Origin of the sequence: Paenibacillus sp. NPDC058898 (genome assembly GCF_049316025.1) — a bacterium.
Classification (GTDB): Bacteria; Bacillota; Bacilli; order Paenibacillales; family Paenibacillaceae; genus Paenibacillus_AQ.
Genome location: NZ_JBMOSM010000004.1, coordinates 503,654 through 530,188, shown reverse-complemented (window position 1 = coordinate 530,188; position 26,535 = coordinate 503,654). Strand labels below are relative to the sequence as shown.

The following is a 26,535-nucleotide window of genomic DNA, read 5'->3' as shown; positions in this document are numbered from 1 at the left end:
ACCCTCCGATATTCATAGTTAACTAGTTATTTAGTTATATATAAGATAATGACTTACAGCCATATATGTCAATACTTTTCTTGATAATTGACAAATAATTATGTAAAGTTAAATTACTAGTTGACTAGGAAAGAAGGTTTCGTTATGCCGCATAAACTCATGCTTCGAGTCGACCCGCACGCCACCCTTAATGTCAGCACACAGGTCAAAGAGCAATTAAAGTGGTTGATTGGGATTGGACAGATCGAACCCTTTGATATGCTGCCTCCGGCCGGTGCGCTGGCGGATCTGCTGGGACTGAACCGCAATACCGTAAATCTGGTCTACAACCAGTTGAAGGATGAGGGGATCGTCTCGATGCATAAGGGTAAAGGAACGCAGGTATTAAACAACGCACAGGTAGAAGAGCTCAGAACTCGCAGAAAGCTCATGCATGAGCTGGTAAAGCGAACGACGGAGGAGCTTAGCTCCGTTAACATCCCCGCGAGCGAGTTCTTTGCCGCATCCCTCGCCTATACGCTGCTGCAGGAGCCTGTCCTGAACACGAAACAGCGGATTTTGTTCATCGAATGTAAAGAACATGATTATCCCTTTTATCAGCAAGCAATCGAGCAAATGACGGGCGCCGAAGTGAAGACGGTATTTCTGGAGGATCTGTTGACGGGAAAACAAGCCTTATTCGAGGCACTGGAGTACTCAAACCTCATAATCACGACATTAAACCACGATAACGAAGTAAAGGCCCTATGCAGCAAATACGACAAAAAAGTATCCGTCATTGGCGCGAATGCGGAAACGTCGGTCCTACTTGATATTGCCCGGCTTACACCAGGAAGTAATATCAGCTTTGTCTGCTTGGGTAAGGCAGGTGCACAGTGGATGGCCAGCCGCATGGAAGAAGCCGGTATTGAAGGGGTCTACGCCAGCTTGGCTGGACTGGATAATCGGGAGGACCTACTGCAACGAATCGAGGAATCTGATCTGGTCTATGCATCTGCCGCCGCATATGAAGAGGTTCTAGCCTTATCGCCCGGGAAAGTGAAAATGTTTCCTATGACGCTGGAAAAAAGCAGCCAAAGCATTCTGAGAGAGATGGTCTGAATTCTATAGGAAAAAACGCCCAATGTTAAACAGGGGCGTTTTTAACTTTGGAATATATCCATCCGACCGCTGACCCAAGTGTCATTCCCGAAAATCCAGCAGAGCGAGCAGTCGATGTACACCGACAACTTGGATCAAGATCGGGAGACGGGGACCTTCATGGCGGTGAAGGACAAACTGGTAGATGAGACCGAACAACCTCTTCTGATTTTTCCTCATCGTCTTGCTGTCATCATGATGGCAGATCGCATAAATCTTCTCCAGTCGGCTGGCATCATCGAGCTTGTCATCCTTCAACAGATCGCAAAAGTGATGAAGCCATTGCTTCTCCACTGAATCCAGCGTCCCGTACAGCTCATGGTCCTGATCTTCGTTCACGGAGATTTGCTTTTGCGGATAATGGTATTTGATCCAATGCTCAGCTCGCCGTGCAATGGGTTCAAGCAGCTCCGGCTCAACCTTTTCGCCCACTCGGTGCAAAACCTCCTGCAGAAGCTGCCGGTCAAAATCCACGAGCGGCAGTATGCCGGAGATCTGGCCGAATTTCGGAGTCGGCCCCGGTTTTCCGTCTGTCCCGGAAAGTTCCAGCGTTGCTTGAATATCGCCGCTCATGTGCTTGGAACCATCTTGATTCCGATATCGTTCATATTCGGTGTAATTGCGGATCACGTCTTCATCAAGTCCAATATGGAAGGAAGCATCCGGCTGATATTTCGCGAACATATACAGGATGATTTCAGGCGGGTATATTTTCAGCAGATCGCCTGGGGTGTAATTGGTTCCGGTCGAGCTGGACATTTTGGCCTGATTCCCCTTGATCCGAATAAACTCATAGGCTGCATACGACGGTGGCGGATTCCCGAAAATTCTCTCCGAAATGACCTTGGCTACGTTATAACTGCCCGTTTCAGATGAGTGGTCTCTGCCCCCGGGTTCAAACGACACGCATTCCATCTTCCAGCGCATGGGCCAATCGATTTTCCACTGCAACTTGATATTGTTTGCCCGAAGGATCGGCAAGGTGGCTTGATGCCCGCATTGGCAGGCATAGGTCAGGCTCTCTCCGGGTTCGTCGAAGTGTTGTATGACGGTGGTATCCCTTCTGCATACCTGACAATACACGTTTACAGGATAGTAACTATTTCGCTCATACTCATGGGCTCCGCCCGTTTTGAAGGCATGCAGTATATTATAAATCTCGGCCCTGTGCTTGATCGCATGCAGAATGAACGGATGATATCGTCCAGACTGATATTCCCGGCTTTGATATATAAATTCGGGCTGGATCCCGAATGCCGCCAGGGAAGCCTCAAACTCCTGCTCATAATGCGCCGCATAGGAAGAATGGCATCCGAACGGACAAGGAACCTCGACGTACGGCATGCCAATAAACTTTTCAAACGCCGGATCCAGCCCCGCGGGAACCTTCCTGAACCGATCGAAGTCATCCCATGAAAAAATAAAACGAACGTCCCTGCCCCTCTTTTCCAGCGCTCTTGCCACAAAATGGACCGTTACGATCTCCCGGAAATTGCCGATATGCACAGCCCCGGAAGGGCTGATGCCGGCTGCGCATACCAGAGTCGGTTTGTCAGGAAACCTCTCGATTAACAGATCTGCCCATTGTTCTGACCAATGCATTCTGATCCCCTGCCTTTACTTTTAGTATCAACCAAAAAAAGCCCCCATCCGCAAGATTGTCATCTTGAGGACGAGAGCTTTATAAACGCTTCGTGGTACCACCCCGGTTTGTGAATTTGTCGCCATCTTCACCTCTTCAGGTACGGCATCACGATGCTTATACCCTATCTCTGTAACGGGAGAGTCCCGGCGTAACATCCTTGAGCAAACCGCCCAATTCCATACGCAGCTCTGAGTCTTTGTTCATTAAGAACATTGCTGCTCCATTCTCACCAGGCAGGAGCTCTCTGCAAACAACGTATCTTAACTACTCTTCTCTTCATCGCTTTTCTAAGTGTTCGTAATATTTAAGCCATATTAATCCAAGCAAATCCGAATGTCAATCCCTTAATGGGCAGCCAGACCAAAAATAGGGATGTCCAAAAGTCATGGTTTGACTCTGGAGCACCCCTCGTCTTCATACGGTGCAGTAACGATTGGCGCCGTTTTCATTCGAGTTTCGGAAAATGCTGGCTTCCTCTCTGTAATTGGTAATCAACTTTCCTAGCTCAATGCACTGCCCTTCATTCAAGCGGGATTCCTCTGCCGCAAATGCCATCATGTGACTCTGAATCGAAGCGGATGCCGAGGTTAAGGAACTGCCCGTAAAGCAGTTGACCTGCTCGCAAAACTCGTTCAGCATCGAATCGGTTCCTTCGCGACCCTCGTCTTCAACCCGGATCTCCGTGCGCCCGCCATCCACGAAGGAATATACCGTAAACTCCTGTCTTGCCATATTTCCCCGGATCTCGCCGCGCGTCCCTGAAATCTGAACCGTGCGGGAGCTGTCATGCGTAAACGCGGACAACGAGAATGATGCCGTTGCGCCGTTCTGGAACTGCATGTTGACGTTTTGATGATCGACGACGTCATTGTCACAGTGATAGACGCAGCGCCCGTACGGCGTATTCGGCAGCTGTCTCCGAATCATTGCATCGGACAGATCGTCCGAAAAATGCTTGGCTCTCCGCCGGCCTTCTCCCATATAGTAGCGGAGATCCACATAACAACAATCCTTCAGATGCGGGCAGCCGCTAGAGCAACGCTCCGTCGCCCCCTCCGGCGCCTGGTCTTTGGTAAAGTGAAACAGCGATCCGAAAGAAGTAAGGCGTACGCAGTCCTGCCCCATCAGCCAAGAGATCAAATCCAGGTCATGGCAGGACTTGGCCAAAATCATCGGACTCGCCGAAGCTGTATTATTCCAATTGCCGCGAACATAGCTGTGGGCCATATGCGCGTATCCAATATTTTCTCTGAGTTGAATATCCACCACCCTGCCGATATCGCCCCGTTCAATAATCCGGTGAATGCCGGACCAAAATGGGGTATAGCGAAGAACATGGCAGATAGTCAATAAACGGTTGCTCTTTCGGGCCGTCTCCTCCAGCTCCAGGCATTCCAGCGGGGAAGGGGAAATAGGCTTCTCGAGCAGGACGTGATACCCTTGCCGAAGAGCAAGCATGGCAACATCATAATGCATACGATCTTGGGTACAGATCCAGACAGCATCGGCAAACCTAGGCTTCTGAAGCACATCGCGCCAATCCTCGTAGATCTGGTCATCCGGTATATGGTACTGCATCGCAAACGAAGATCTTCGTATCGGATCCGGTTCTGCTACTGCGACAAACTGCAATTGATCCGGGTGATTCCTGGCATAAGGTGCGTAAACGTTCGCACCGCGGACACCGGCGCCGATCAATATAGCCTTTATTGTCATAATGATTACTCCTTGTGAAACTATGAAGTGGATACAACATCATCGGGCAATCTACCATAGTATGGTATACCCGAACTTCTGCCTAAGTCAATTGTAGAACAATCCAAATTTTATAGGCGTTTATATAAAGGGAAAAATCCTTTATCCATCAAGCGACCAAGGGATAGGCATGCCGCGCCGGCCATGCCCCAGCGTCTACCGAGCGACGGGCCGGCTGCCAAGCCCTCAAGGCAATCCTTATGGTACGGACACGTGCCTTCGTAGGTGTCCTCCGGAGGCGCAATAAACCAAAACAAAGAAATGACGGTTCAGGGATGTTCTCCTCTGTACTGCCATTTCTTTATTTGTTAACGTTTTTTTTCATAAGGTTAGCTATCTCGTCAAGAATGTAGACCTGCTTTTGGGACAGCCCTATTGTTCAAAATTTTACTTATCCACCTATCAAGCAAGCTTGCCGGTAATCCGCTTATAGGTCGCCTCGTCCGAAACCACATACAATCTCGCATCCCGCGGAATCGGCACATCGAGCTTGCGGTTAATGCTAAGATCATTGCGATCGGAGATAAGCGTCGCTCCTTGCCGCAGCAGATCCTGAAAGGCATCGCCGTAGGTCTTCCATGCAGGGTTCCACGCCACTTCGTAAATATCATCGCCATGCTGGCGGCTCAGCAGCTGCATCAGCACATCCGAGTTTCCTTCCTGCAGCGCCGCTCGCACAGCCAATCTGGACACGGCATCGTGCGAGAGCACAAACTCGTTCACATGATTGTAGCGGAAATTCTGAACATGCTTCTCCTGCACGATCTCCACTGTGGTATGTACATTTGGCGCAATCCGTTCAATGCTGGAAACAATCAGCAGCGACTTGCCGTCCACGAGAGCCGATTCATCAATCCGGGCATCCGCAAAGACTATGGCCGATTTGGCCTCCATGATGTTGGCTCTCATCAGCACGTCATCCGCTGCAGGATCGCCGCTTACAAAATGAACCTGTTCGAGATGTTCGACAGGATGCTGACTGGTATCATCAATGACCACAATCTCGGACTCCGGCGAATACGACAAAATCTCATCGATCGCGGACATTGCTTTTTTGCTCCAATTGATTATGATGACATGACCATTACCCTTAAAATTCAACCTGCCCGCTCCTCTCTGCCGCTGCATGCTTCCAAACGATTCGATCACCTTACCGATCACTAAACTGAGCAGCCCGATGCCAAAGATATAGATGAATATCGTTAATATCTTGCCTGGCACGGTAGCTGCATAGTAATCGCCATAACCTACGGTTGCCATCGTGGTAAGCACCCAATAAAGGGCGTTAAACCAATGGTGAAAGGTTTCGGGCTCCAGCAGAAATGCCAGGGTCGAGCACAGCACCACAAACAGTACCACAAGAACGCTGATCGTTGTTTTGCGCAGACGCATCATTTTCAAAGATAATCTTAGAAAAAAGTGCACATATCTGCTCCTCTCCTCCATGGTGCCATTCGTTCTAAATAATCAGACTGCTGATTGCAAAGGCCGTCCCGATAAACACCATCGCAAGCAGAATGCCGATCGCTACGTTCCCCTTTTGCAGGTGCTCGGAAAGTTTAAGACCCGGCGTAGCCAGCTCAAATACCCAATAGGCAACGATCAAGCATACATACCCAACGGTAAACCACAGTATCATGTGCCAGATCGATGAATTCGTATACGCCGATATGCCCAGAATAATGGCTGTTGCCATAAACTTGCCGCCAAAGGCAAGACCAACCGCGACATTGCCTTTCTTCAGCTCTTCCATGTCGTTAAATCGGGTCATCCAGCTGAAAATCAACATACCCAGTAATTGAAGCACGATAATGCAGATTACACTTACTACAATATTAATGACGACCGTCAATCCGCCCACCCCCGAAATTTTGCATAGACCAAGTCGTAATCGGCGAAATCATGCACTTCCTCCAATACAACATCAACCTTGTCCTTCTTTTCCATTGCGGCATAACGCTTCTCATCGATCGGCTGCTTGATCCGATTGCCCGTCGGCAGTTCGATGACAGCAAAATGCCTGGTGTCTTTTTTATACGTTGTTTTATAAACCCCAACCAGCTTTACGTCAGTTTTGACCGTGACTTTCAGGTTGGTCAAATCCGATTCTGCCGTCTTTTTGTCCTTGAACGACTTAAGGATCTGCCAAGACGATAACCGGATATCATTACGTTGATTCGCATCCGTGGTAAGCTCCGCATCCATGAATTGAAGCGTCCAAATTTTGTCCCCGGTAGCATAGTTGTTATCGTTCGGCAGGAGCTCGTTATCCGGCAGCACGGTCATATCGCCGCCAATCAAATCACCGACGGTTCCTTCAATGATCCGGTAGTCCCAAGGCACGCGAGCAGAGGTTGAAGATACTTCCTCCGATCCGGTATGAAATACCGTGGACCCATTGGAGCATGCACTCAGCGCCAAGACCATGAGGGATAATAGTAGAACCGCCAGAACGACCGGAGGTTTCCTCTTTCCCTTAGGAGCACCGCTATGCTGCCTTCTATCTTGTTTCAACTGCATTTATTTCACTCCCATTGCGATAAAATGGCTGGAATTACCCGTAATCAAACCGCCCGCACGTCCCAGCAAACCGCAAGGGGTGCCATTCAGGACGAACAATCCTGTCAGTAAATGAAAATGGCCCTCCGCCGTCTCGATGCGAGCCAGGTCTGCCCTCCGCTGATAGACCGTCGGAAACATGACACTTGTATCATATCCGTCCTGATCCTCTACCTCGATTTGTCCGGCTTGGTCGTACAGCTTGACAGAACCACCCTCGCGACCGAACATCGACTTGGACACAAAATTACCGGAGAATACCGGTTTGTTGTAAGTGGGCAGCATATAATTGACGATGGCTTCCCGTTCTGTCTCATCGAACAAAAGGCCCAGCTCATACATCCCCCACATGGCGGCAAGCAGTCCTTTGGATTGCAGTAAAATGCTGTGCGGCGAGTTGAACAGCTGCAGGCGTCCCGTCTCGATGGCATAAGCAAGCGCATCTCCGCCATCATCGACGGACATCCACTCCTTCGGATATAGGGCGAACATCCGGTGAATCTCCCGGCCATCGACGTCCTTCAGCATACCTTCATCCACCCACAGATCAAGACAATCCACCAGTCGGATATCCAGCCCGCTGTGCCGAACCAACGCTTCGATCGTACCGGAGTCCTCTCTATGTTCGCCATAAGCGATGCAGGCAGCCGTATCCGGACGCTCTGCTCCCCACGCTTGTGCGACCAGTTCCTGCATCCGTTCGTTGGGAGAGACAATACCGACCTGACGGCACATCCACGGCGTTGCAATGGAAGCCTCAACATAACCTGTAGGCGTGTCCGCATTCAGCTCCAGCAGCTTGATGCTGCCATCATGGGCAATAGCAAAATCAAACCTGGCATACCGGCTGATCAATCCCTCTTCCGGCAGCGGACATTCGTCCAGCATCTGCCACAGGATAGGCGGAATGCCAATCAAGCTGTATATATGATGATTGCGATGAATATAACGAACGGTTTTGTCCAACATGGCCCATAATATCGCGGCTGCTTCTTCCAGCTCACGATAGGTCTCTTGACGTATGGTGACGATCTGGTCTATCCAGTAGGCTTCCCCTTCCAGATCCGCCCAGGTAAAGCCGAGCTCCGCGAGCTCCGATACCCGCCCATCCCGATTGGGGCTAGGCTGTCCCGATACGGTGAATACGCTGTCGTGACTCATCCTCCAAAACCACCAGATCTGGAGCTGGATTTCGAACCCGAGGAACTGAACCCGCTGGAATTGCCGCCGATGCCACCAGACTTGGACGACGTGGAGCGGCGTGTAATCGTTCCTGACGATGAAGTGGAGGTTTTCGGGCGAACATTGGAGTTCACCACCGGTTTATTCTGGAACGTACCACTCGAATACGTGCGGGGTTTATAAGGCTTGCCGTTATTCGCATAATAACCGCGATGATTGTTGTACCATCCGCTGGATGAATAATAGGAACCATTGTTAAACAACATGTGATAGAGCAGCAAGTCATCCCAGCCGAAACCGGAATTGTACCCGCCATAGTTGTTGACGATCGTTGTTCCGCCGCCCGAACCCGATCCTGCAGCGGCTCCTTCTACCGGCTCTTCCTGGAATTTTTCCTCACTAGGAAACGGAATGTTCCAATCCACATTCTTGTCAAAATACTTCTTCACTTCTTCTGTCGACCAGGACACCAGCTGCGGCTCTTCGGATGAAGTAACCGCTTCCGAAGCAAGGTCTTTCGCTGCCGCGCCCGATACCAGAAATGCGTTCGCCAACAAGGCAATGCCCAGCGAGCTCGACAGGACCCGAATCGGTTTGCCTTCCGGCGTCAGCCATTTGGATGTTGGCTGATCTTTTTTGTCTTTTTCATTACTCAAGATGGTTTCTCCTTTCGGACAAGATTAATCGTTCCGCATCGGAACGAGCAGAAGCTCAAGTTTGCCCGTGTCTACATTTAATCTGCCTTCAATCGTTTCATATTCCCGGCCGCCAACAACGATATAATTCACATGCTCCAGTGCAGCGACCATGTTCATCGTCCATGACCGTTCTTCGATCTGCACCAGCTCACCGTCCGGCTTCTTTTCAAACAAAATAACGTTCATTCCATTATCCACTGTGTGTCTACCCCTTCCATCTAAGCAGTGAGTATTGATACGTGTTATATTCCGAATCGTTTCAAGAAATTTCAATGGGCTATCAACGCTTGCCACAATGATCTTTTCCAAAAGACGCAACCCATATAATAACACCGCTACTGATTATTTACACCTGCGAATTACCATTAAAAAACTGATGAAAACGAACATTCTGGCCGTACAATACCTCATTATTTACGTTTTATATGGTGTAGCATCAAATTTCATGAACATCATCTCCGAGTTGCAATTATGGCCATTGGCGCGGAGTGAAAATAGACGCACGTAAAAGAAGCATAGATCATCCCGCGGGGAACGATCCATGCTTCTTCTTCACTTCCATGAACCCTTATTTATTTCATCAATTCCCGGATTTCCTGAAAGTTATCGGCAAATCCAATAAATACGTTGTCACCAATAACGATCGTAGGCACAATCTGTTTTCCCGTCAACCGTCGCACTTCTTCCGGATATTCCGGGTTCTGAGTGCAATCATACTCCGTATACAGAACCTCCTGCTCCTTGAAGTAACGCTTGGCATGATGGCAATCGCTGCAAGTCGGGATGGTGTAGATTTTCAATGGTTCTGTCATATCGATCACTCCTTCAACTGAAATTATTGTATCTCAACGACAAAAGGCACGGTCATCACTTCACCCTGATGCTGAAATTGTCCCCAGATCTTGTAGATACCGCTGTGGGGGAAGGTAGTAGCAAATTCCGCTTGGGGTCCTGTACTCTGCTCGTCTAGAGGATGCACATGGATGTACTGCTCAGCGTCTGCGGACAGAATGACAACGTGCCCGACTGCGCCCAGATAAGGCTCGAGGTTGTTGATTTCTTGCTTCGTCTGCGCATCCTGAATATGATAAGTGAGCACAACCTCTTCATTCGATAAAGTATTGCTTAAACTCAGCTCAATTTCCTTGCCGTTTACTTGTTTGATCAGGCTGGAATCCGGTTGAATCGCCGAAGGTTTCCCTGCTTCTCCTTCAATCTGAACCCATTCGCTAAGCGTGGTCCCTCCAGCACCCTTAGGCACAAAATCTGCGAACAATTTATATTCGCCGCCAGCCGGGAATGTCGTGTTCACGGTAAATACGCCATTCTCCTTGTAATCCGGATGTATATGGTTGAAGAAGGACAAATCGCGATTCACTATGATCAGATGCAGGAGTTTCTCATGATTGACATCAAAATCCTGGACAGGTCCACCGTCTTTATCCGTAATTTGGATCGTCAACTCAGATTCAGCACCTGCTCTTGCCGGTTCATTCCATGTAAATGCAGCGTTGTAATGATCTGAGGCCGTTTCATGACCGCCAGCGTGTTCACTGTGCCCGTTCGTTTCCTGGCTTCCGCTTTCCTTTTCATGGTTTCCGCCATGACCGCCCGTATCAGGGGCCTGCTTCGCGTTATCGCATGCTGTCAACAATCCAAAAGCAAGTATGCCCGTTAAGGCTAGTATGGTGCCCTTCTTATTCAACATGGGCTATCACTCCAATCATGGGTTATACTGCAAGATGAATTTTCATTTGCTCCTATATTTAGTATACCCCCCTATCCTATAATTAATCAACTTTTTTCTTTTCGCTCCACGCAAATAACACCATGCCGTGTGCATGGTGTTATCTTCCTATTCATCATTATTACCCGAATGATCGGATGCATTCCCCATCTTTCAATGCGCATAACCGATGATTTCATATATTTTTTTCATATCCACATGATTACGAACGATGTCCGCTACACGGTCAAATTCCGCGAATTTGCGTTCTTCTGCTTTAAACGTTTCCGGAATTGGAATCAGACCCCTCTTTATCCGAATGCCGTTCAGCCAGGACCTGCGGAAGACATCGTTGTCAAACAAGCCATGCAAATAGCTTCCCCATATACGGCCATCAGAAGTAGCAATCCCTTCAATGTGCGGCTGAATATCTTCTATTGCCTTTAAAGAATCTGTGCCATCTGCTTCAATCGAAAAAAGCGGGCGGTGTCCTGAGCCGTCAGACACGGCGCTCCATTCAGTCACACCCATATGGATTTCATAGGCCGTAATCGTAAAATCGACCTCTGTATCCGAAGTAACGAACCTCAGCGGATGTTCCGGTAACAATTCCCCTTTCACCCGAACCGTCCTTTTATTCTTCAAAAAAGAAGTCCGAATCGGCAGAAGGCCAAGCCCCTTCGCTTCCCGAACGCTTCCTTCGACCGCATGCGGATCCGACAGCTGCTCGCCCAGCATTTGATATCCTCCGCAGATGCCAACCAACTGCACATCCCGCTGCTGCGTCTGCCTCAAGATCGCATCGGCCAGGCCCCGATCCTGAAGGAACCCGAGGTCACTGATCGTATCCTTGGTGCCAGGCAAAATAATGACGTCCGGCGTGCCAAGTTCATCCACCGATTGGACAAAGCGAACGACAACATCCGGCTCCCAGCGCAGCGTTTCAACATCCGTAAAATTCGAAATACGCGGATACCGGATAACGACAATATCGAGGTCGCGTTTTTCCTGTCTTTGATATTGAAGCTCATCCAGTACAACCGAGTCCTCGGCCTCGATTCGCATGTCCTGAATATAGGGGAGCACGCCCAGCACGGGAAGGCCTGTCCGCTCTTCAAGCCAGTCCAGTCCCGGCTGAAGCAGTGCTAAATCCCCACGGAACTTGTTAATGATAAACCCTTTGACCCTGGCCATCTCATGGGGCTCGAGCAGTTCAAGCGTACCTACAATGGAAGCGAACACGCCGCCGCGATCGATATCCGCAACCAGAATAACCGGCGAATCCGCCCATCCTGCCAAATTCATGTTAACAATGTCCCGATCCTTAAGATTGATCTCCGCAGGACTTCCCGCGCCCTCCATGACAACGATATCGTAGCTCTCCCGTAGACGATCCAGTGCATCCAGCACAATCTCTTTGGCCTTCGGCAGGAACTGCGTCCTGTAATCCATCGCACTCATCTGCATGTGGGGAACGCCGTGGATCACGATTTGTGAAAACATGTCCTTTATCGGCTTGATCAGGATCGGATTCATGTCCGTTGTTGCGGCAATGCCGCAGGCTTCGGCCTGCACGCCTTGTGCTCTGCCGATCTCTTTGCCATCCAGCGTCACGTAGGAATTAAGAGCCATATTTTGCGATTTGTATGGAGCCGTACGATAACCATCCTGTAGAAATATGCGGCATAGCGCCGTCGTTACGATGCTCTTGCCTACATCCGAAGCGGTGCCCTGCAGCATGAGCACCGCTCCCTGTCCTTTCCTGATCTTCGTGGGCGTATCCCTTATGTATTGCGTTTCATTCATCTTCTTCACCCTTTTCCCTGACTTAAATCGCTTGCTCACATCATTATAGCAAAACCATCGCATCGCTAAAGGAGTTCTTCCCGCATGAAATCCAGAAAATTCTCTTGAACTTTGTCAGCCCGAAATGTTAACAATATAGAATAGCAGTTTCGCATGTCCGTGCATGATTACCGAAAGGCGGAAACAAACCATGAAGCCTGAACTGAATGAGAAGCAGATAACCGACATCTTTCCTTATTTGAGAGTCGTACCGCCAGAAGAATGGATCCATGCTAAAGCTTTCACAAAACATTTTGATGCCAAATCGAGAATCTTTCATCGAGAGGATGCCACGATGTATGGAATGTTCCTGATCAGCGGATCGGCCCGTATCACAATCATCAACGAAGATGGCAACGAATCGGTGTTAAACATACTATCAGCCGGTGAAGTCTGTTCGCTCCTCGTGCTTAGCGGGCTTAGCGGGCAGGATTATCCGGGGACTCTCATTGCCGAGTCCGAGGTAGAGGTATTGTATGTGTTGAAAAGCAGCTTTCTCCGTTGGCTGCAGGTATATGAACCCATCCGTAGCGCTATATTTGGTGGGCTGCTTGATGGAACACTGCGGATGGCAAATATGCTGCAGGAGAGACAGTCATTACCGCTGGAGCAGCGCCTTGCCAGGACTCTGCTGCGCATCACCTCGGAAGAACATCCGTTAGTGCACACAACCCACCAAGAGCTTGCTGATGAAATTGGCTCCGTAAGAGAGGTCGTCTCCCGTACGCTGGGCCATTTCCAAAAGAAAGGATGGCTGGAAACAGGAAGAGGCTGGGTGAAAATTATAAACCGGGGCTGTCTAACAGAAACTGCTATGTGACCTAGTCACAGAGCAATGTAGTCCTCCCTGCTACATTGGTAATAGGCCTCACGCCTATATACCGTTAACCCAGGAGGAAATCCAAAATGAACAATGTGCTCCAACCCGGAGATTATGCTCCATTATTCCAAAGCGTAGATCAAAATAGAAATATCATTTCACTAGAAAACCATCGCGGACGTAAATTACTTCTCGCTTTTTTCCGTAACGCAGCCTGTGCACTATGCAATCTGAGGGTGCACCAGTTTATTCAGCGATATCCTCAGTGGCAGCAGCAGTATCATCTCGATGTCATTTGCGTTTTCGAATCACCGGAAGCGGCACTTCATCAGCATGTCGGTCAGCAGAATGCTCCATTTCCTCTTATTGCCGATCCGAATGCGGAGCTCTACACTCGCTATGGAGTCGAGACTTCGGTAGCCAAGACACAAGCCACCTTAGCACAACCGAATGTGCATCAATTCACGGATGAAGCAGAAGCGGCAGGTTTCAAGCTGACGCTGGAAGAAGGTTCAAATTTCAATCGGATTCCGGCAGAGTTTGTGTTGGATGAGGACGGCATCATACGGATTGCGCATTACGGTCGTCTTATTACCGATCATCTGCCTTATGAAACTGTTGAACGTTATGCTGCCGGAACACAGCTTCCCTAGCCGGGTTGAGCCTGTCATTAAGTCGCATTCAGCGGTAAAAGGAAATCCAAATCCATTGGCAGATAGAGTTGGTCCATGGTATATTGAATGTACAAAAGAAACCGTTCCTTTCGTAAATGGTTTGGGTCGCACCTCCATTTTACCAAAGAACGGTTTCTTTGCGTCTAAAGTGGGGGCAACAGCGATGGTAGGAACGATTCGTACACGGAGCGTCTTCTAACAGCAAGAAGGGGGCCTCCCGCAAGATCTAAGATCTTTGGGACACCCTCTTGTTTAGTGACGCTATGACTGTAAAGTCAAATGCTGTCTATGAATGCTCTTAAGGGATAATATTTTCAAAATGGGGGATATATTCATCCAACAATATACTTTTTTATCTAATATTGTATTATCTTGGATAGGTGACTAGAGTTGGTTAAGGGAGGAACTGATTGAATGGTAATGCATTTCTCCAAGATTAGCAACATCTATATTCATGTCAAATGGTTTACGGACAACTTTGAATGGGTCCCCCTGCCCTTTCCGCGTATCGTTACGCTGACGTTCCTGTTTTGGTTAGCGTTTACATTGTTGATCCTATTACTCACCTGTGCCTTTCACGATCCCCTGGGTAAGATGAGGCCCATCATGAAAATTCACCAATGGCTGCACAGACTAAGGCCCCATTCCGAAGTCATTCTGCGCATAGGGCTGGCCATCGGCCTGGTGCTGCAGCTTCTGAGCGGCTCATACCTGGCACCCGAGTTCAAAACCAATTCCATGTGGATTATCCTCGGTCTCTCCGCCGCCGCAGCCTGCCTGCTCTATAAACGCACATTGCCGGTGAGCGGTGCCATCCTATTCTTGCTCTATCTACAAGCTTCATTAACCTACGGCATTTTTCATTCCATCGATTATTTAATCTATCTCGGTATTGTATATTATCTGTTTGTGTGCGGCACTCCAATAAAAAGAACGGCTCCTCCCGTCATGTATATATGCACGGGCATGTCCCTTGCTTGGCTTGCTATGGAAAAGCTGACCATCCCCGAGCTTGCTTGCACCGTAATGGGCAGCTACGGACTTCCTACCTTCGGATTTACCATTGAGCATTTCGTCATGATCAGTGCTTTTGTCGAAATAGGGCTAGCGTGGGCATTTATCGTAGGCATCATGAGCCGATTCACCGCTCTGCTGGTATCTGGCATTTTTATTATGACAAGCCTTGTATTCGGTTACAAAGAAGTCATTGGCCATACGATCATTCACACGGTACTGATCTTATTCCTAATCGAAGGTACGGGTGAGCTTAAAACTCCATTTCAATTCCACCGCTCCGCTGTACTTCGCGGATTATTTGTAAGCGTTAACTTTTGTCTGTTTCTGTTCACTTTGATGGCGCTGTATATCTGGATGGGCAAGACGTTATGACAAACTCTGGATTCGTTGGCCCGTATTTCGAAGCTCTACCACGGCCTTGGTCTCGCTTGCTCTAACGACCGCATCCAGCACCTCTTGATTCCGGTATCCGTCCATAAACCCGGGGACTCCATCGGTAGGTGTCCCCCGCAATATCGCGGCGAAATCGGCATACTGCTTGACCTTGCAATGCTGCGGCACTTCCATGGTCGTTCTAGCGAGCTGCCCGGGCTCTTCTTCGCGAATCCATACCACCCGTTCCGGATCCAATGTGCTGGCGTGGACCGTGCCATGATCGCCGTAAATGGACACCTCATGCTGGTTGCCTGAACCGAACGCATTGCGTGATGTCTGGAACACGCCCATCATGCCATTGGTCATCCGTGCCTGAAAGCTGGCAAAATCATCAACTTCGATCTTGGCCATCGCTCCCGTTACCGGGTCCCTACGTTCTGGAATGATGGTATGTAGCTGGGCCGTAATTTCTTCAAATTCTCCAAACAGAAATCGGGCCATATCGATCATATGCGAACCTAAATCTCCCAGGGTCCCCGTCCCTGTGATGCCTTTGTTGTATCTCCACATGTAGGGAACCTGCTGGTTCGGCACGCCAAACCCCTGCAAGTACTGAATGGAGAAGTGACGGACCGTACCCAGCTTTCCCGTACGGATCAGTTCCCTGGCATAACGAAAAGCGGGCGTATAACGGTACGTAAACCCGATCATGGCGGGGACGGGCTGTTTCTCATACAGCTCCAGCAAGGAGATGGCCTCTTCGAAGACTCGCGTAAATGGTTTTTCCGCCAAAAAAGGTTTGCCCGCTTGCAAGCATGCGCTGATGATATCGGCGTGCACGTTGTTGGGCGTAACCGAAATGACGGCATCGACGTCAGGATCTTCAATTAAATCCTTGAAATCCGCATAGCGCTTGCCGTCCTCAATCCCCAGCTGATCGCCTACTCTGGCCACCGCTTCCCCATTGACGTCGCTCACGGCCACGAACTGATAGATGTTCTCTTCATTCATCCAGCGGATGTGCTCCTGCGCCATCCCGCCCAAACCGATTAAGCCGATTCGAAATTTATTCATCATCGAAACACTCCTTGTTTATAAATCTATCTATCACTAGGATTGAATATGCTGTTCGGATATAGGATGGCTACCTGTTCATTATGTTTCTCATGCCGGTATTCCATTCCACACCGTGACTTTGATGTTTTCCCATATTGCCTCCTGTGCTCGCTAGAATGCTATTCAGAAGCATAATCATCACTACGCATGCGGATCGTTTTTCCGATCCCTGTTACCCCCGGATTTTTTCGGAATGAAGTGAATAATGTTGAAATCCGGGGATAGCATATGCTTTCGTTGCGAGCTTTCCGATGGAAAGCTTTCAGGGGACCGCTTCGCTTCTCCAAAACAATTCCGCCTTCTCCGTTGAAGCAGACACATGAATACAGATCAAAAAATCGTTTCCGTCCCACGCCGGAACCACAATGCCCCGCAGCATTTTGATCTGCGGGGCAGCCCGGACGGATGCAGGCAATCCTTATTTGACGCTGATATACCGCTGATAGGCTTCCTTGCGGATTTGCACCAGACGCTCAAGGCCCATATCGTTCAGCTGCTTTACGTATGCATCCCATTCCGCATCGATATTGCCTTCGGATATCCACTTCGCCCGGGTCGTGCCGACATAACCGTCGATATCCGTTGTCAGCGTAGGCAGCTCCTGGAATTCTTCAGCGCTGTACATCACGTTCGGGAACGGCGTCGTTACGTATTCGCTTCCCAGCTTATCGATGACCAACTTCAAGCCGTCGCCCGTGGTCTCATCCAGAATGATATTTTTCTCAAAGCTGGGGCTTACATACTTGGGACCGAAATCCCTTACGGATTGCTCCCAGTACCACGCATCCGCACTCGTTCCTTCCGGCGGATTCATGAGCGTAAACGTCCCATCGTCGTTCTTCTGAATCACCGTGCCGATGGCGCCCCAGAAATTCTGGATGCTCGCTTCATTGGTGTAGAACTGGTCCGCGAAGCGAGCCGAAATTTCCGGATACTTGTTCGACGTGGTGATAAGGAACTCGTTTCTCCGCAGGCTCATGCCTTGAGGCTCGCCGCCCTGATACCTTTTTCCGTCAGGTCCGGCGATGGACGGAATCGCAATATATTGATCCTTCCACTTCCCGAACACCGCATCCGGCACCCATTGGTTGGAGAAACCGATCAGCGCCGCATCTGGATTCTGATGCTTCGCCGTGGACATGGTGCTGTCCTGCGTAAAAATCTCCTGGTCGATCAGTCCTTCCGAATACAGCTTATGCGCCCACTTGATCGCTTCCTTGTAGTTCCCCGTCACCGGGTAGAACACGGGCTCGTTATCGATGACCATCATGCTGTTGCCGTTAATGTCCGTGATGCCGAACGGATTCAGCAGGTCGATGCTGATGTTCCCCGATCCGCTGACCGGAATCTCATCGGCCTTGCCATTGCCGTTTGGATCCTGTTCTTTAAACGCTTTGAACACCTCGTAGAGCTCGTCTGTGTTGTCCGGAATATCCAGTCCGAGCTGGTCGAGCCATGTTTTGTTAATGATCGGCTGGATCGATGCTTTCGGCCTTGACGGCAGCCGTGCCGGCAAGGAGTAGATTTTCCCGTCCGGGAATGTGCTCATCTTTTTCATTTCGGGCGTTTCTTCCAGCGCCGCTTTCAGGTTCGGCATGTATTGATCGATGTAGTCATCCAGCGGGCGGAAATACGACAGGTTGTTCACGATATCGGAATCGCTGAATACGATATCGCCGAAAATAATATCCGGCAGCGTACCGCTCGCCAGCATGATCGATTTTTGCTCGCCCCAATCATTCGAGGACATGATTTGCCAATTGATTTTGACATTGGTCTCCTTCTCTAAATCCTTGAGCCACTGGTTCTGGAGGAACGTATCTCCCATGTTGCCCCAGCGAACGGTCAGCACATCCAGCGTTATTGGCTCATTGACAATCGGCAGACCTTCTTTGTTAAAAGCCGCTTCGGTATCCGTTTTAGTATCATTGCTCTTGCCGCCGCTGCAGCCCGCCAGGTTTAACAGCAGTACTCCGGCCAACATAATGACGGCAGCCAGCTTCAGACGATGTCTCCTCATTGCCTTATTTGTTCCCATTCAACCATTCCCCCAATTATTATTTTTAATAGATCTATCCGGCTTTACGACTTCACGGCTCCGATCATCACCCCCTGATTGAAATACTTCTGCACGAACGGGTAGATGCACATAATCGGTACCGTTGCGACGATAATGACCGCATAACGCATAATATTGGCGAGTCGCAGCGCTATGGCCGCGGCCTCTCCGGTACCCATAGCGGATTGCATCTGGTTGGTAACCAGAATATTTCGCAAAATGAGCTGCAACGGGTACAGGTTCGTATCTTTTAGATAGATCAGGGCATTGAAATAGGAGTTCCAATGACCCACGGCCGTCCACAAGGCAATGACCGAGATGACTGCTTTCGATAGCGGAATCACGATGGTCATGAAATATCTCAGATTTCCGCAGCCATCCAGCTGGGCCGCCTCCCATAAATCCTCCGGAATACTGCTCTGGAAAAAAGTCCGTGCCACGATGATGTTAAAGGCTGCAACCGAAAACGGCAGCACCATGACAAGAAACGTATCGTACAGATGGAAATCGCGGATCGTCATAAAGGTCGGAATTAAACCGCCATTAAAGAACATCGTAAAAATAAAGAGCAGCGATATATATTTGCGGCCTACGAGGTCTTTTCTCGAGAGCGCGTAAGCTGCAGAAATGTTAACCACCAAGCCGATGGCGGTACCTACAATCGTATACACGATCGTGTTTCGGTACCCAATCCATATATTAGAGTGCTTCAGCAATTCTTGATAGCCTGCCAGCGTAAAATCCTTGGGCCAAAGCCATACCTGTCCATTCGCAACAGCCGCCGGCTCACTGAACGAAGCAATGATGATGAAGTATAGCGGGTAGATCAACACAATCAGCATCAAGACAGCGAATACATACAGGCCAATCTCCAGCACCCTGTCGGAAGATCGGGTATTCCTCTGCCTTGGCGCTGTCTTCTCTCTTATTTCCACAACGCCCATAGAACCCTTCCTCTCTTGCGTTACCACAAACTGTTTTCGCTGTATTTTTTCGAAATCTGGTTAACCAGAATCAACAGAACAAAATTAATGACCGTATTAAACAGATTGATCGCCGACGAGAAGCTGTATTGGCTGCTCAGCATGCCGATTTTGTACACATACGTGGAGATGACCTCGCTGGAGGTAATATTGAGACTGTTTTGCATGAGATAAACCTTCTCGAAGCCGACACCAAGCAAGCTGCCGATCCGCAAAATGAGCAGGGTCACAACCGTTGGCATCAGCATCGGGATATCGATAAACCGGATTTTCTGCCATCGGCTTGCCCCGTCCATCGTGGCCGCTTCGTACAAGCTGGGGCTCACCGCAGATAACGCCGCAATATAGATGATGCTGTCCCATCCCGTATGCTGCCACACGTCCGACCATACGTACACGCTGCTGAACAAGCCGGCTGATCCCATCAGGTTCGGCGCTTCCGCACCGAATAGACGAAATATATTTCCGATCAGCCCCGACCCCGGGGAGAACAGAATCAGCATGAGTCCAACCATCACGACCGTGGAGATAAAATGCGGCATATAGGTTACGGTCTGGAAGAAGCGCTTGAACCAATTCTGGCGCATTTGATTGACCATCAAGGCAAGCATGATCGGAATAGGGAACGTCGCAACGCTGTATAAGCTGATCACAAGCGTGTTGGTGATCGTTGTCGAGAATTGATAGGAGTTAAAAAACTTCTCAAAATACTTTAGACCCGCCCATGGACTCTCCATAATCCCGAGAGCGGGACTATAGTCCTTGAATGCGATCAAGATCCCGTACATCGGTACGTAAGAAAACAACAAAACCAGCACAACCGCAGGCAGCAGCAGCAGATACAGGCCCCAATTCTTTTTGATGCGCCCGAGGGTTGGGTGTGTTGTTCTATTCAGTTGGCCTGCTTTCAAATCGATTCCCCTTTCTGTTCGCGTCGTCGTGGATCCAGCATGTCGCGTAAGCAACTCAAGTATACTTCCACCCGGAATCGTTATTTGGACCTCATCATGCGTTATTCGGACCTTCGCCTTGTCCCCCTTCAAGAAATCCTCGATTTCCATATACAAGCATGCTATTATCCGGACTTTACGATGTGGTATCCGGACTTTATGAAGATGCCCGAGCGTTCGCTCCTGATTTTTTCGTCTTTTCCATTTATAATGACAGTACCACTATTAAAACGCTTTCATTATTTGGCGAATTGAAAGGAATCACGGCAGCCCCATGGTTAAAGCACTGAATAACAAACCCTATCCCATCCGTCACTATGTGAAAATCATGCTCTTTATCTCAATCTTTGCCCTCGTGGTGGATCTCGTGATCAGTTTCGCTTCCATCTTCATCGTGAAGCAGCAATCGACCCGATATTTGCAGGATACAGCGAATCTGTACATCAGGCAGATCAATCATGACTTCTCCTACATCAACCACTATATGGGCTGGACGCTGGCGAATGATGAGAGCGTTAAGATCATGGATACCCCCCGCACCGATTACGTGGACTACATCAAGTCGAGCGAAAGAGTGCATAAACGATTTAATGAACTTCAAAAAAACTACGGCCAAGAATACAACTTCTTTTTCTATTTAAAAGAACAGGATTTTTTTCAGAACTATGCACCCATGTCCCTGTCGTATACAGAGTTCCTGGAACTCAAGGAGCAAATCGTCTCCCTCACGGATTCCAAAAACGTATACGAAACGTTCTACTCCAACTGGAACCCAATCCTTGTTCAGGACACGAATTACATCATCAACATCGTTCCTTACCACAACCGGTATCTGATCTGTCTCATCTCCGCAGACGATTTGATCCGACCACTCCAACAACTGGATTTGGGTGAGGATGGTTACGTGTCTCTGGTGGATGATCAAGGGGCAGCTCTTTCGAGCGCCAGTGTCGGCGAGCTGGGAGCCATGGTCGAAGCTGCCAAAGCTTCCCCTTTTAGCCTGTCACAGCCGCGGACTACGGTCACGGAGGGATTCTCGAACGCTTCCTTCAACGTGCAACTGGTCATCCAATTCGGCGTATTTGAGACGATCATGATCGCCCAGCTCCTCATTATGCTGCTGTTTGTTATACTCACGTGTACGCTCAGCCTGGTGATGCTGTATTTCAAGAAGAAAGTGTTAAAGCCGATTCAGAATTTCTCGGAAAACGTAAGGCGCATCCATGAGGATAGCGAAAATCTGGATTTCATGAGCAGCGAGATCATCGAGCTCGAGCAGGTCAACTCCCAATTCAAACATCTGATCGAACAGATCAAGAAGTTTAAAATCGATATTTATGAGCAGCAGCTGGATAAACAGAGAATCCAGCTGGATTATATGAAGCTGCAGATCAACCCCCATTTTTTCCTGAACTGCTTGACGAACATCTACAGCATGGCGCAAATGCAGATGTTTAAGGAAATCGAATATATGTCGCTGTCCACGTCCAAATACTTTCGCTACATCTTTCAAAGCGGCGATAACCTCGTGCGGCTTGAGGACGAAATCGAGCATGTCCGGATTTACCTGGAGATTCAGAAGCACCGCTATCGCGATGCCTTTTCTTATCGTATCGATGTCGAAGAGGAGCTTACCGGTCTCACCATTCCGCCCCTCGTGCTCCAGACCTTTATCGAAAACGCGGTAAAATACGCCGTATCCCGAGATCATGAGCTGCAAATCCGATTGTCCGTTAGTCTACGGATGGAGGGGGATAAACCTTCTATGGTCATCAGGATATCCGATACCGGGCCCGGGTTTCCCGCAGAAGTATTGGATAAGCTGACAACCGGCAAAGCGCTCGATCAAAGCGAAGGGAAGCACATCGGGATTATGAACACCCTTCAACGGCTCGAGCTGCTCTATCATCGCCGGGCGCATGTGGAATTTTCGAACCCGGAAGAGGGCGGCGCTAGCGTCACATTAACGCTTCCACAACCCGTGCAGGAACGGAGAGGAGAAATTCAATGAACGTATTGCTGGTTGATGATGATTATTTTGTCGTGGCCGCACTGGAGAAGAAGATTGATTGGAAGACACTCTCGATCGAACAGGTCTATACCGCTTACAGCGTTGCGCAGGCAAGGGATATACTGCAGCAGCATTCGGTCCAGATCCTCATCTGCGATATCGAAATGCCGCAGGGCAGCGGACTCGAGCTTCTCGCCTGGATACGCGAGGAACAATACGGCATTCAAACGATATTTCTGACGAATTACGCTGATTTCAACTATGCGCAGAAAGCCATTGAGCTGCAAAGCTTTGACTATTTCCTGAAACCGATTGAATTCGATAAGCTTAGCCTTATCATCTCCAAGGCCGTCTATAAAGCAAAGGAACAGCAAAGCGATCAGGAAGCGATACAGGACGGGCAGCTGTGGAAAAAAAATCAAAAAAAGCTCCAGGAGCATTTTTGGAGCAAGCTGATAAAGGATCGGAAAGCTTCTTCGGACCGGGCCTCCATCGCAGGATATATCGCGGAACAGAAACTCTCCTATGAGATGTCGAATCTATTTCTTCCTGTGCTCATCACCATTTTTCCGCATGATCAAAGTTTGGGTAAAGAAGACAAAGACCTGTTTGACTATGCGTTTCTCAATGTGCTGTCCGAATTGTTCCAGGACCCGCTCTTCACGGTTGAAGCCGCTATGGAATATAAGGATTACAATTGGATGGTCATGCTGAAATGGAATCTTCCTCCGGATTCCAGCGTCATGGAAAACATCTGCACGTCATTTATTGAAAAAGCCAATCAATTTCTCCGAAGTGATGCTTCCTGCAGCGTATCAATTTCGGTGGCGTTGGAGGAGATCAACAAGTCCATTCGGATGCTGCTGCAAATGAATGAGGATATGATCAAAAAGCGGAATCAGATTGTTTTTCTGGAACACCATTCCCTGCAAGAAGCCACGTACACCCCTCCCCCGCTGCAAGACTGGGAAGTCCTTCTCAGCGGGAACAATCCGGCTGGGTTTCTGGAAGAAACCCGCAAATACTTGCACAACCTGGCCAAGAATGGCGTCTACAACACCTCGGTGCTGCGTTTATTCCGCTTGGATATCGTACAGCTGGTATATTCCTATCTGAAGGGCAAAGAGATCCAGGCTCATAAGCTGTATACCGGCAAAACCAATGACCAGCTGTTCCTGCAATCCTTGAACTCAATTGAAGATATGGAGAAATATACGAAATATCTCGTCAGCACGGCAGCAGAATATCATGCCTACGCGGACCACTCGCATACCGTGGTGGAGGAGATCAAGCATTATATTCATTGCCATTACGGGGATGAGCTGACGCGAACGAGCCTGGCGGAAATCGTCTATCTCAACCCGGATTATTTGGCCCGCGTGTTCAAGAAAGAAACGGGCGTCTCTTTGGGTACTTACATCATTCAGTCCCGCATCAAGGCGGCCAAGCATCTGCTGGAGACGACTCCCTTGTCGGTATACCAGATTGCGGCTAAGGTGGGGTACGCCAACTATTCCTATTTCTCAAAGCTGTTCAAGCAGGATACGGGCTGGTCACCCAGTGACTATAGACGGGTGCTGCAAGCCGGGAGCAGCGGAAAGATCGATCATGCGAAATAACATTACACGCTCGACGAGTTTCGCGAATGAGCAGTCAGCAACCACAACATGAAAAATAAAAAGTACCGCAGCCTCAAGCTTATGCTTGGCAGCCGCGGTACTTTTTCTATGATCATAATGAGTGCTAGTCTGTATAGATTACGCAGGGTAAATATCGAAATCCTTCAGCGTTTCTCCTGTTCTGGCCGATTCAAATACTGCCTCGATCAGATTCAGGACACGCAGTACTTCCTCGTTCTTCACAATCGGTTCTGCTTCGCCTTGGATCACGGCCGCAAAGTTATCGAAGAAGCTGCTGGATTGACGATATGGCTCCGGCAGAGCTCCTGTAATGGTAGCTTCTTCGGAAGGAGGGGCCATCGTTTTGGTCAATCCTACCCCGGCTTGAATCGGCTTCGGCTCCACCTTCACGGCATCCTGGTTCCGGGTAACGACTCTTCCGTTTAACGACCAATCCTCAATAATACCGGTTCCCTCGGTTCCTTTGACGTACCAGCGTGGCAGCGTAATGAAATTCGTCGTTCCCACTTCAATCAGTACGGATACGCCGTTCTCGAATTCGATGACCGATTCAAAGCCGTCATCGACCTCATCGCCGAGAATAAAGCTCAAGCGGCTGCTCAGGTTGGTTATTCGGCTGTCCACCATGAACAGGACCTGGTCAAGAAGATGCACGCCCCAGTCCAGCAGCATGCCGCCGCCGTGGGCTTCCAGATGACGCCAGTCGCCCGGTATGCCATTCGCCCCGTGCACCCTGGATTCAATTCGGAACAGGTCACCTATCGTTTTCTCATTGTACATTTGTTTAATGGTCAGGAAATCCTCATCCCAGCGGCGGTTCTGGTGAACCATCAGCACCCGGCCAGCAGCATCGGCCGCAGCCATCATCTCTTTGAAGTCACTGACGGACAATGTTACCGGCTTCTCGCAGATGACATGTTTGCCGGCTTTAAACGCCTGAAGTGCCAGTTCCTTGTGCACGTCATTAGGCGTAGCAATGAGCACCACGTCAACCGCAGTATCGTTTAGTACCTGCTCATAGCTTTCGTAGGCAGGATACCCGTCTTGCTGGGATACTTCCCGGCGTTCTTCCAAAATATCGTAGGTTCCCGTAACCTCAAGAAATGCATTGTCCTTAATCAGCTTGGCATGGTAGCTGCCCATTCCACCATAACCTACGATCACGATCGCATGTTTTCTTTTCTCCATCGTCATAATTACATAGCTCCTTTATCACATCTAAGAAGTAAACGCATACACATCCATTATAATATAATATGCGAAATAACTGTCCTCTTTTAACGATATTGTATTCCCGCTATTATCGCAAGGCTGTGAGTTACTTCGCATCCTGTAAGAAATGATCAATATATTTCCCCCAAAAAAAGCGTTACCCTGCTTCTATCGCAAAAGGTAACGCTTCTAAATCATACTAGATTACTCCTTCACCACCAATTTCAGAGGTGCAGCGATATTCTCTTCCACCTCTTTACCCTGGAGCACGTCCTTGGCTGCGCCGACGGCAAGCTGACCGATCAGCTCCGGCTGCTGGGCTACGGTAGCCGTCAGGTTGCCGGCTTCGATGGACTTCAGCGCATCGTCGTTACCGTCAAAGCCGATGACCATAATGTCTTTGCCCGAGCTTTGGATCGCTTCGATTGCGCCCAAGGCCATTTCGTCATTGTGGGCAAAAATCGCTTTGGCGTCCGGGTTGCCCTGCAGCAGATTTTCCGTCACGGTCAGACCCTTCGTCCGGTCAAAATCCGCTGCCTGCTTCGCCACCACGTTCAGCTGCTTATCTGCGATATCATGGAATCCCTTGCCGCGTTCGCGGGTCGCGGAAGCACCCGGAACCCCTTCGAGCTCAATGACCTTTGTATCTTTGCCCAGCTGATCCACGATATACTCGGCTGCCATCTGACCGCCTTTGATGTTGTCGGAGGCAACCAGCGCAGCGACTTCGCCCTGATCCGCCGAACGGTCAAGTGTAATGACCGGAATACCCAAGCTATTTGCCGTTTGCACCACAGTGGAAATCGCGGACGAATCCGTCGGGTTAATCAGCAGTGCATTGACGCCCTGCTGAATCAGATCATCAACGTCGTTGCTCTGCTTGGCCGAGTCGTTCTGTGCGTCTACGACAACGACCTCCATCCCTTGTTTGGTCGCTTCGGCAACGACGCCATCCTTCAGGGATACAAAGAACGGGTTATTCAAGGTCGAGATGGAAAGACCGATTTTGATGTCTTTGACATCCCCGCCAGCCTTGGGCTTCGCCCATTCCGGCGGCTCCAGAGAACAGCCTGTTATGAAGATCAACATAAGTGATACGAGCAGCAAAGTTGTTTTTTTCATCGTTCA

Annotated in this window: 24 protein-coding genes, 1 pseudogene and 1 other annotated feature; of the genes and pseudogenes, 6 read left to right on the top strand and 19 right to left on the bottom strand. The window is 49.3% G+C overall.

All coding sequences use genetic code 11. The annotated features are described in order from the left end of the window. The first annotated feature begins 144 nt into the window (after positions 1–144). A complete protein-coding gene (locus ACOZB4_RS14405; protein ID WP_379406422.1) occupies positions 145–1,101 on the top strand; it encodes a GntR family transcriptional regulator in 957 nt (318 codons plus the stop codon). Positions 1,102–1,182: 81 nt separating this feature from the next. Here ACOZB4_RS14405 and lysS read toward each other — a convergent pair whose 3' ends face one another. From lysS to ACOZB4_RS14345, 12 genes and pseudogenes are all read right to left on the bottom strand, one after another. Then, positions 1,183–2,742 carry a lysine--tRNA ligase gene (gene lysS / locus ACOZB4_RS14400; RefSeq protein ID WP_379406423.1) on the bottom strand — a complete coding sequence of 520 codons (1,560 nt, stop codon included), beginning with the start codon at positions 2,740–2,742 and terminating at the stop codon, positions 1,183–1,185. A gap of 63 nt (positions 2,743–2,805) precedes the next feature. Then, positions 2,806–3,074 (bottom strand) — a binding site (T-box leader). 125 nt (positions 3,075–3,199) lie between these two features. Next, complete coding sequence (locus tag ACOZB4_RS14395) at positions 3,200–4,504, bottom strand: Gfo/Idh/MocA family protein (RefSeq protein WP_379406579.1); 1,305 nt, start codon at positions 4,502–4,504, stop codon at positions 3,200–3,202. Between the two features lie 173 nt (positions 4,505–4,677). After that, a pseudogene (locus ACOZB4_RS14390) lies at positions 4,678–4,776 on the bottom strand (fructokinase); the annotation flags it as partial. Between the two features lie 166 nt (positions 4,777–4,942). After that, positions 4,943–5,965 (bottom strand): potassium channel protein, encoded by a 1,023-nt coding sequence (locus ACOZB4_RS14385; RefSeq protein WP_379406424.1) that lies wholly within the window; start codon positions 5,963–5,965, stop codon positions 4,943–4,945. Positions 5,966–5,999: 34 nt separating this feature from the next. After that, positions 6,000–6,392, bottom strand: coding sequence for a DUF350 domain-containing protein (locus ACOZB4_RS14380; RefSeq protein WP_215156138.1), 393 nt, complete (start codon positions 6,390–6,392; stop codon positions 6,000–6,002). Continuing rightward, positions 6,389–7,060 carry a signal peptide protein gene (locus tag ACOZB4_RS14375; protein ID WP_379406425.1) on the bottom strand — a complete coding sequence of 224 codons (672 nt, stop codon included), beginning with the start codon at positions 7,058–7,060 and terminating at the stop codon, positions 6,389–6,391. Before ACOZB4_RS14375 ends, ACOZB4_RS14380 begins: the two co-directional genes overlap by 4 nt. Then, entirely contained in the window at positions 7,061–8,260 is a 1,200-nt protein-coding gene (locus ACOZB4_RS14370; protein WP_379406426.1) for a glutathionylspermidine synthase family protein, read from the bottom strand. Then, positions 8,257–8,937: a hypothetical protein gene (locus ACOZB4_RS14365; protein ID WP_339272064.1), complete on the bottom strand. Its 681-nt coding sequence runs from the start codon at positions 8,935–8,937 to the stop codon at positions 8,257–8,259. The genes ACOZB4_RS14370 and ACOZB4_RS14365 overlap by 4 nt, the downstream gene beginning before the upstream one ends. Positions 8,938–8,961: 24 nt before the next feature. Continuing rightward, entirely contained in the window at positions 8,962–9,165 is a 204-nt protein-coding gene (locus ACOZB4_RS14360) for a hypothetical protein (RefSeq protein WP_076321315.1), read from the bottom strand. A gap of 386 nt (positions 9,166–9,551) precedes the next feature. Continuing rightward, the gene (locus ACOZB4_RS14355; protein WP_379406427.1) at positions 9,552–9,791 is read right to left on the bottom strand and encodes a glutaredoxin family protein; all 240 of its coding nucleotides are present in this window, start codon (positions 9,789–9,791) and stop codon (positions 9,552–9,554) included. Between the two features lie 23 nt (positions 9,792–9,814). Further along, positions 9,815–10,687, bottom strand: coding sequence for a hypothetical protein (locus ACOZB4_RS14350; protein WP_379406428.1), 873 nt, complete (start codon positions 10,685–10,687; stop codon positions 9,815–9,817). Between the two features lie 192 nt (positions 10,688–10,879). Beyond that, positions 10,880–12,511 (bottom strand): cobyric acid synthase, encoded by a 1,632-nt coding sequence (locus tag ACOZB4_RS14345; RefSeq protein ID WP_379406429.1) that lies wholly within the window; start codon positions 12,509–12,511, stop codon positions 10,880–10,882. 190 nt (positions 12,512–12,701) lie between these two features. On the opposite strand from ACOZB4_RS14345, the gene ACOZB4_RS14340 reads away from it, so the two are divergent. The 3 genes from ACOZB4_RS14340 (at position 12,702) to ACOZB4_RS14330 (ending at position 15,433) form a co-directional block, all read left to right on the top strand. Next, positions 12,702–13,370 carry a Crp/Fnr family transcriptional regulator gene (locus tag ACOZB4_RS14340; RefSeq protein WP_379406430.1) on the top strand — a complete coding sequence of 223 codons (669 nt, stop codon included), beginning with the start codon at positions 12,702–12,704 and terminating at the stop codon, positions 13,368–13,370. 86 nt (positions 13,371–13,456) lie between these two features. Beyond that, positions 13,457–14,023, top strand: coding sequence for a redoxin domain-containing protein (locus ACOZB4_RS14335; RefSeq protein WP_379406431.1), 567 nt, complete (start codon positions 13,457–13,459; stop codon positions 14,021–14,023). Between the two features lie 435 nt (positions 14,024–14,458). Then, the gene (locus tag ACOZB4_RS14330) at positions 14,459–15,433 is read left to right on the top strand and encodes a hypothetical protein (protein WP_339272058.1); all 975 of its coding nucleotides are present in this window, start codon (positions 14,459–14,461) and stop codon (positions 15,431–15,433) included. On the opposite strand, the gene ACOZB4_RS14325 is transcribed toward ACOZB4_RS14330, so the two are convergent. The 5 genes from ACOZB4_RS14325 to ACOZB4_RS14305 form a co-directional block, all read right to left on the bottom strand. Beyond that, the gene (locus ACOZB4_RS14325) at positions 15,428–16,510 is read right to left on the bottom strand and encodes a Gfo/Idh/MocA family protein (protein WP_379406580.1); all 1,083 of its coding nucleotides are present in this window, start codon (positions 16,508–16,510) and stop codon (positions 15,428–15,430) included. The genes ACOZB4_RS14330 and ACOZB4_RS14325 overlap by 6 nt on opposite strands. 304 nt (positions 16,511–16,814) lie before the next feature. Further along, positions 16,815–16,967 (bottom strand): hypothetical protein, encoded by a 153-nt coding sequence (locus tag ACOZB4_RS14320; protein WP_379406432.1) that lies wholly within the window; start codon positions 16,965–16,967, stop codon positions 16,815–16,817. Between the two features lie 3 nt (positions 16,968–16,970). Next, positions 16,971–18,590 (bottom strand): extracellular solute-binding protein, encoded by a 1,620-nt coding sequence (locus tag ACOZB4_RS14315; protein ID WP_379406433.1) that lies wholly within the window; start codon positions 18,588–18,590, stop codon positions 16,971–16,973. A gap of 44 nt (positions 18,591–18,634) precedes the next feature. Continuing rightward, a complete protein-coding gene (locus ACOZB4_RS14310) occupies positions 18,635–19,555 on the bottom strand; it encodes a carbohydrate ABC transporter permease (protein WP_379406434.1) in 921 nt (306 codons plus the stop codon). 20 nt (positions 19,556–19,575) lie between these two features. Beyond that, positions 19,576–20,505: an ABC transporter permease gene (locus tag ACOZB4_RS14305; protein WP_076321312.1), complete on the bottom strand. Its 930-nt coding sequence runs from the start codon at positions 20,503–20,505 to the stop codon at positions 19,576–19,578. 313 nt (positions 20,506–20,818) lie between these two features. Between ACOZB4_RS14305 and ACOZB4_RS14300 the strand changes: the two genes are divergently transcribed. Together ACOZB4_RS14300 and ACOZB4_RS14295 are read left to right on the top strand one after the other, a co-directional pair. After that, positions 20,819–22,555 carry a sensor histidine kinase gene (locus tag ACOZB4_RS14300; RefSeq protein ID WP_379406435.1) on the top strand — a complete coding sequence of 579 codons (1,737 nt, stop codon included), beginning with the start codon at positions 20,819–20,821 and terminating at the stop codon, positions 22,553–22,555. Further along, entirely contained in the window at positions 22,552–24,174 is a 1,623-nt protein-coding gene (locus ACOZB4_RS14295) for a response regulator (RefSeq protein WP_379406436.1), read from the top strand. The genes ACOZB4_RS14300 and ACOZB4_RS14295 overlap by 4 nt, the downstream gene beginning before the upstream one ends. A 138-nt stretch (positions 24,175–24,312) precedes the next feature. On the opposite strand, the gene ACOZB4_RS14290 is transcribed toward ACOZB4_RS14295, so the two are convergent. Together ACOZB4_RS14290 and rbsB are read right to left on the bottom strand one after the other, a co-directional pair. Next, entirely contained in the window at positions 24,313–25,389 is a 1,077-nt protein-coding gene (locus ACOZB4_RS14290; protein ID WP_379406437.1) for a Gfo/Idh/MocA family protein, read from the bottom strand. Positions 25,390–25,611: 222 nt separating this feature from the next. Beyond that, positions 25,612–26,529, bottom strand: coding sequence for a ribose ABC transporter substrate-binding protein RbsB (rbsB, locus tag ACOZB4_RS14285; RefSeq protein ID WP_076320795.1), 918 nt, complete (start codon positions 26,527–26,529; stop codon positions 25,612–25,614). Positions 26,530–26,535: the final 6 nt, after the last annotated feature.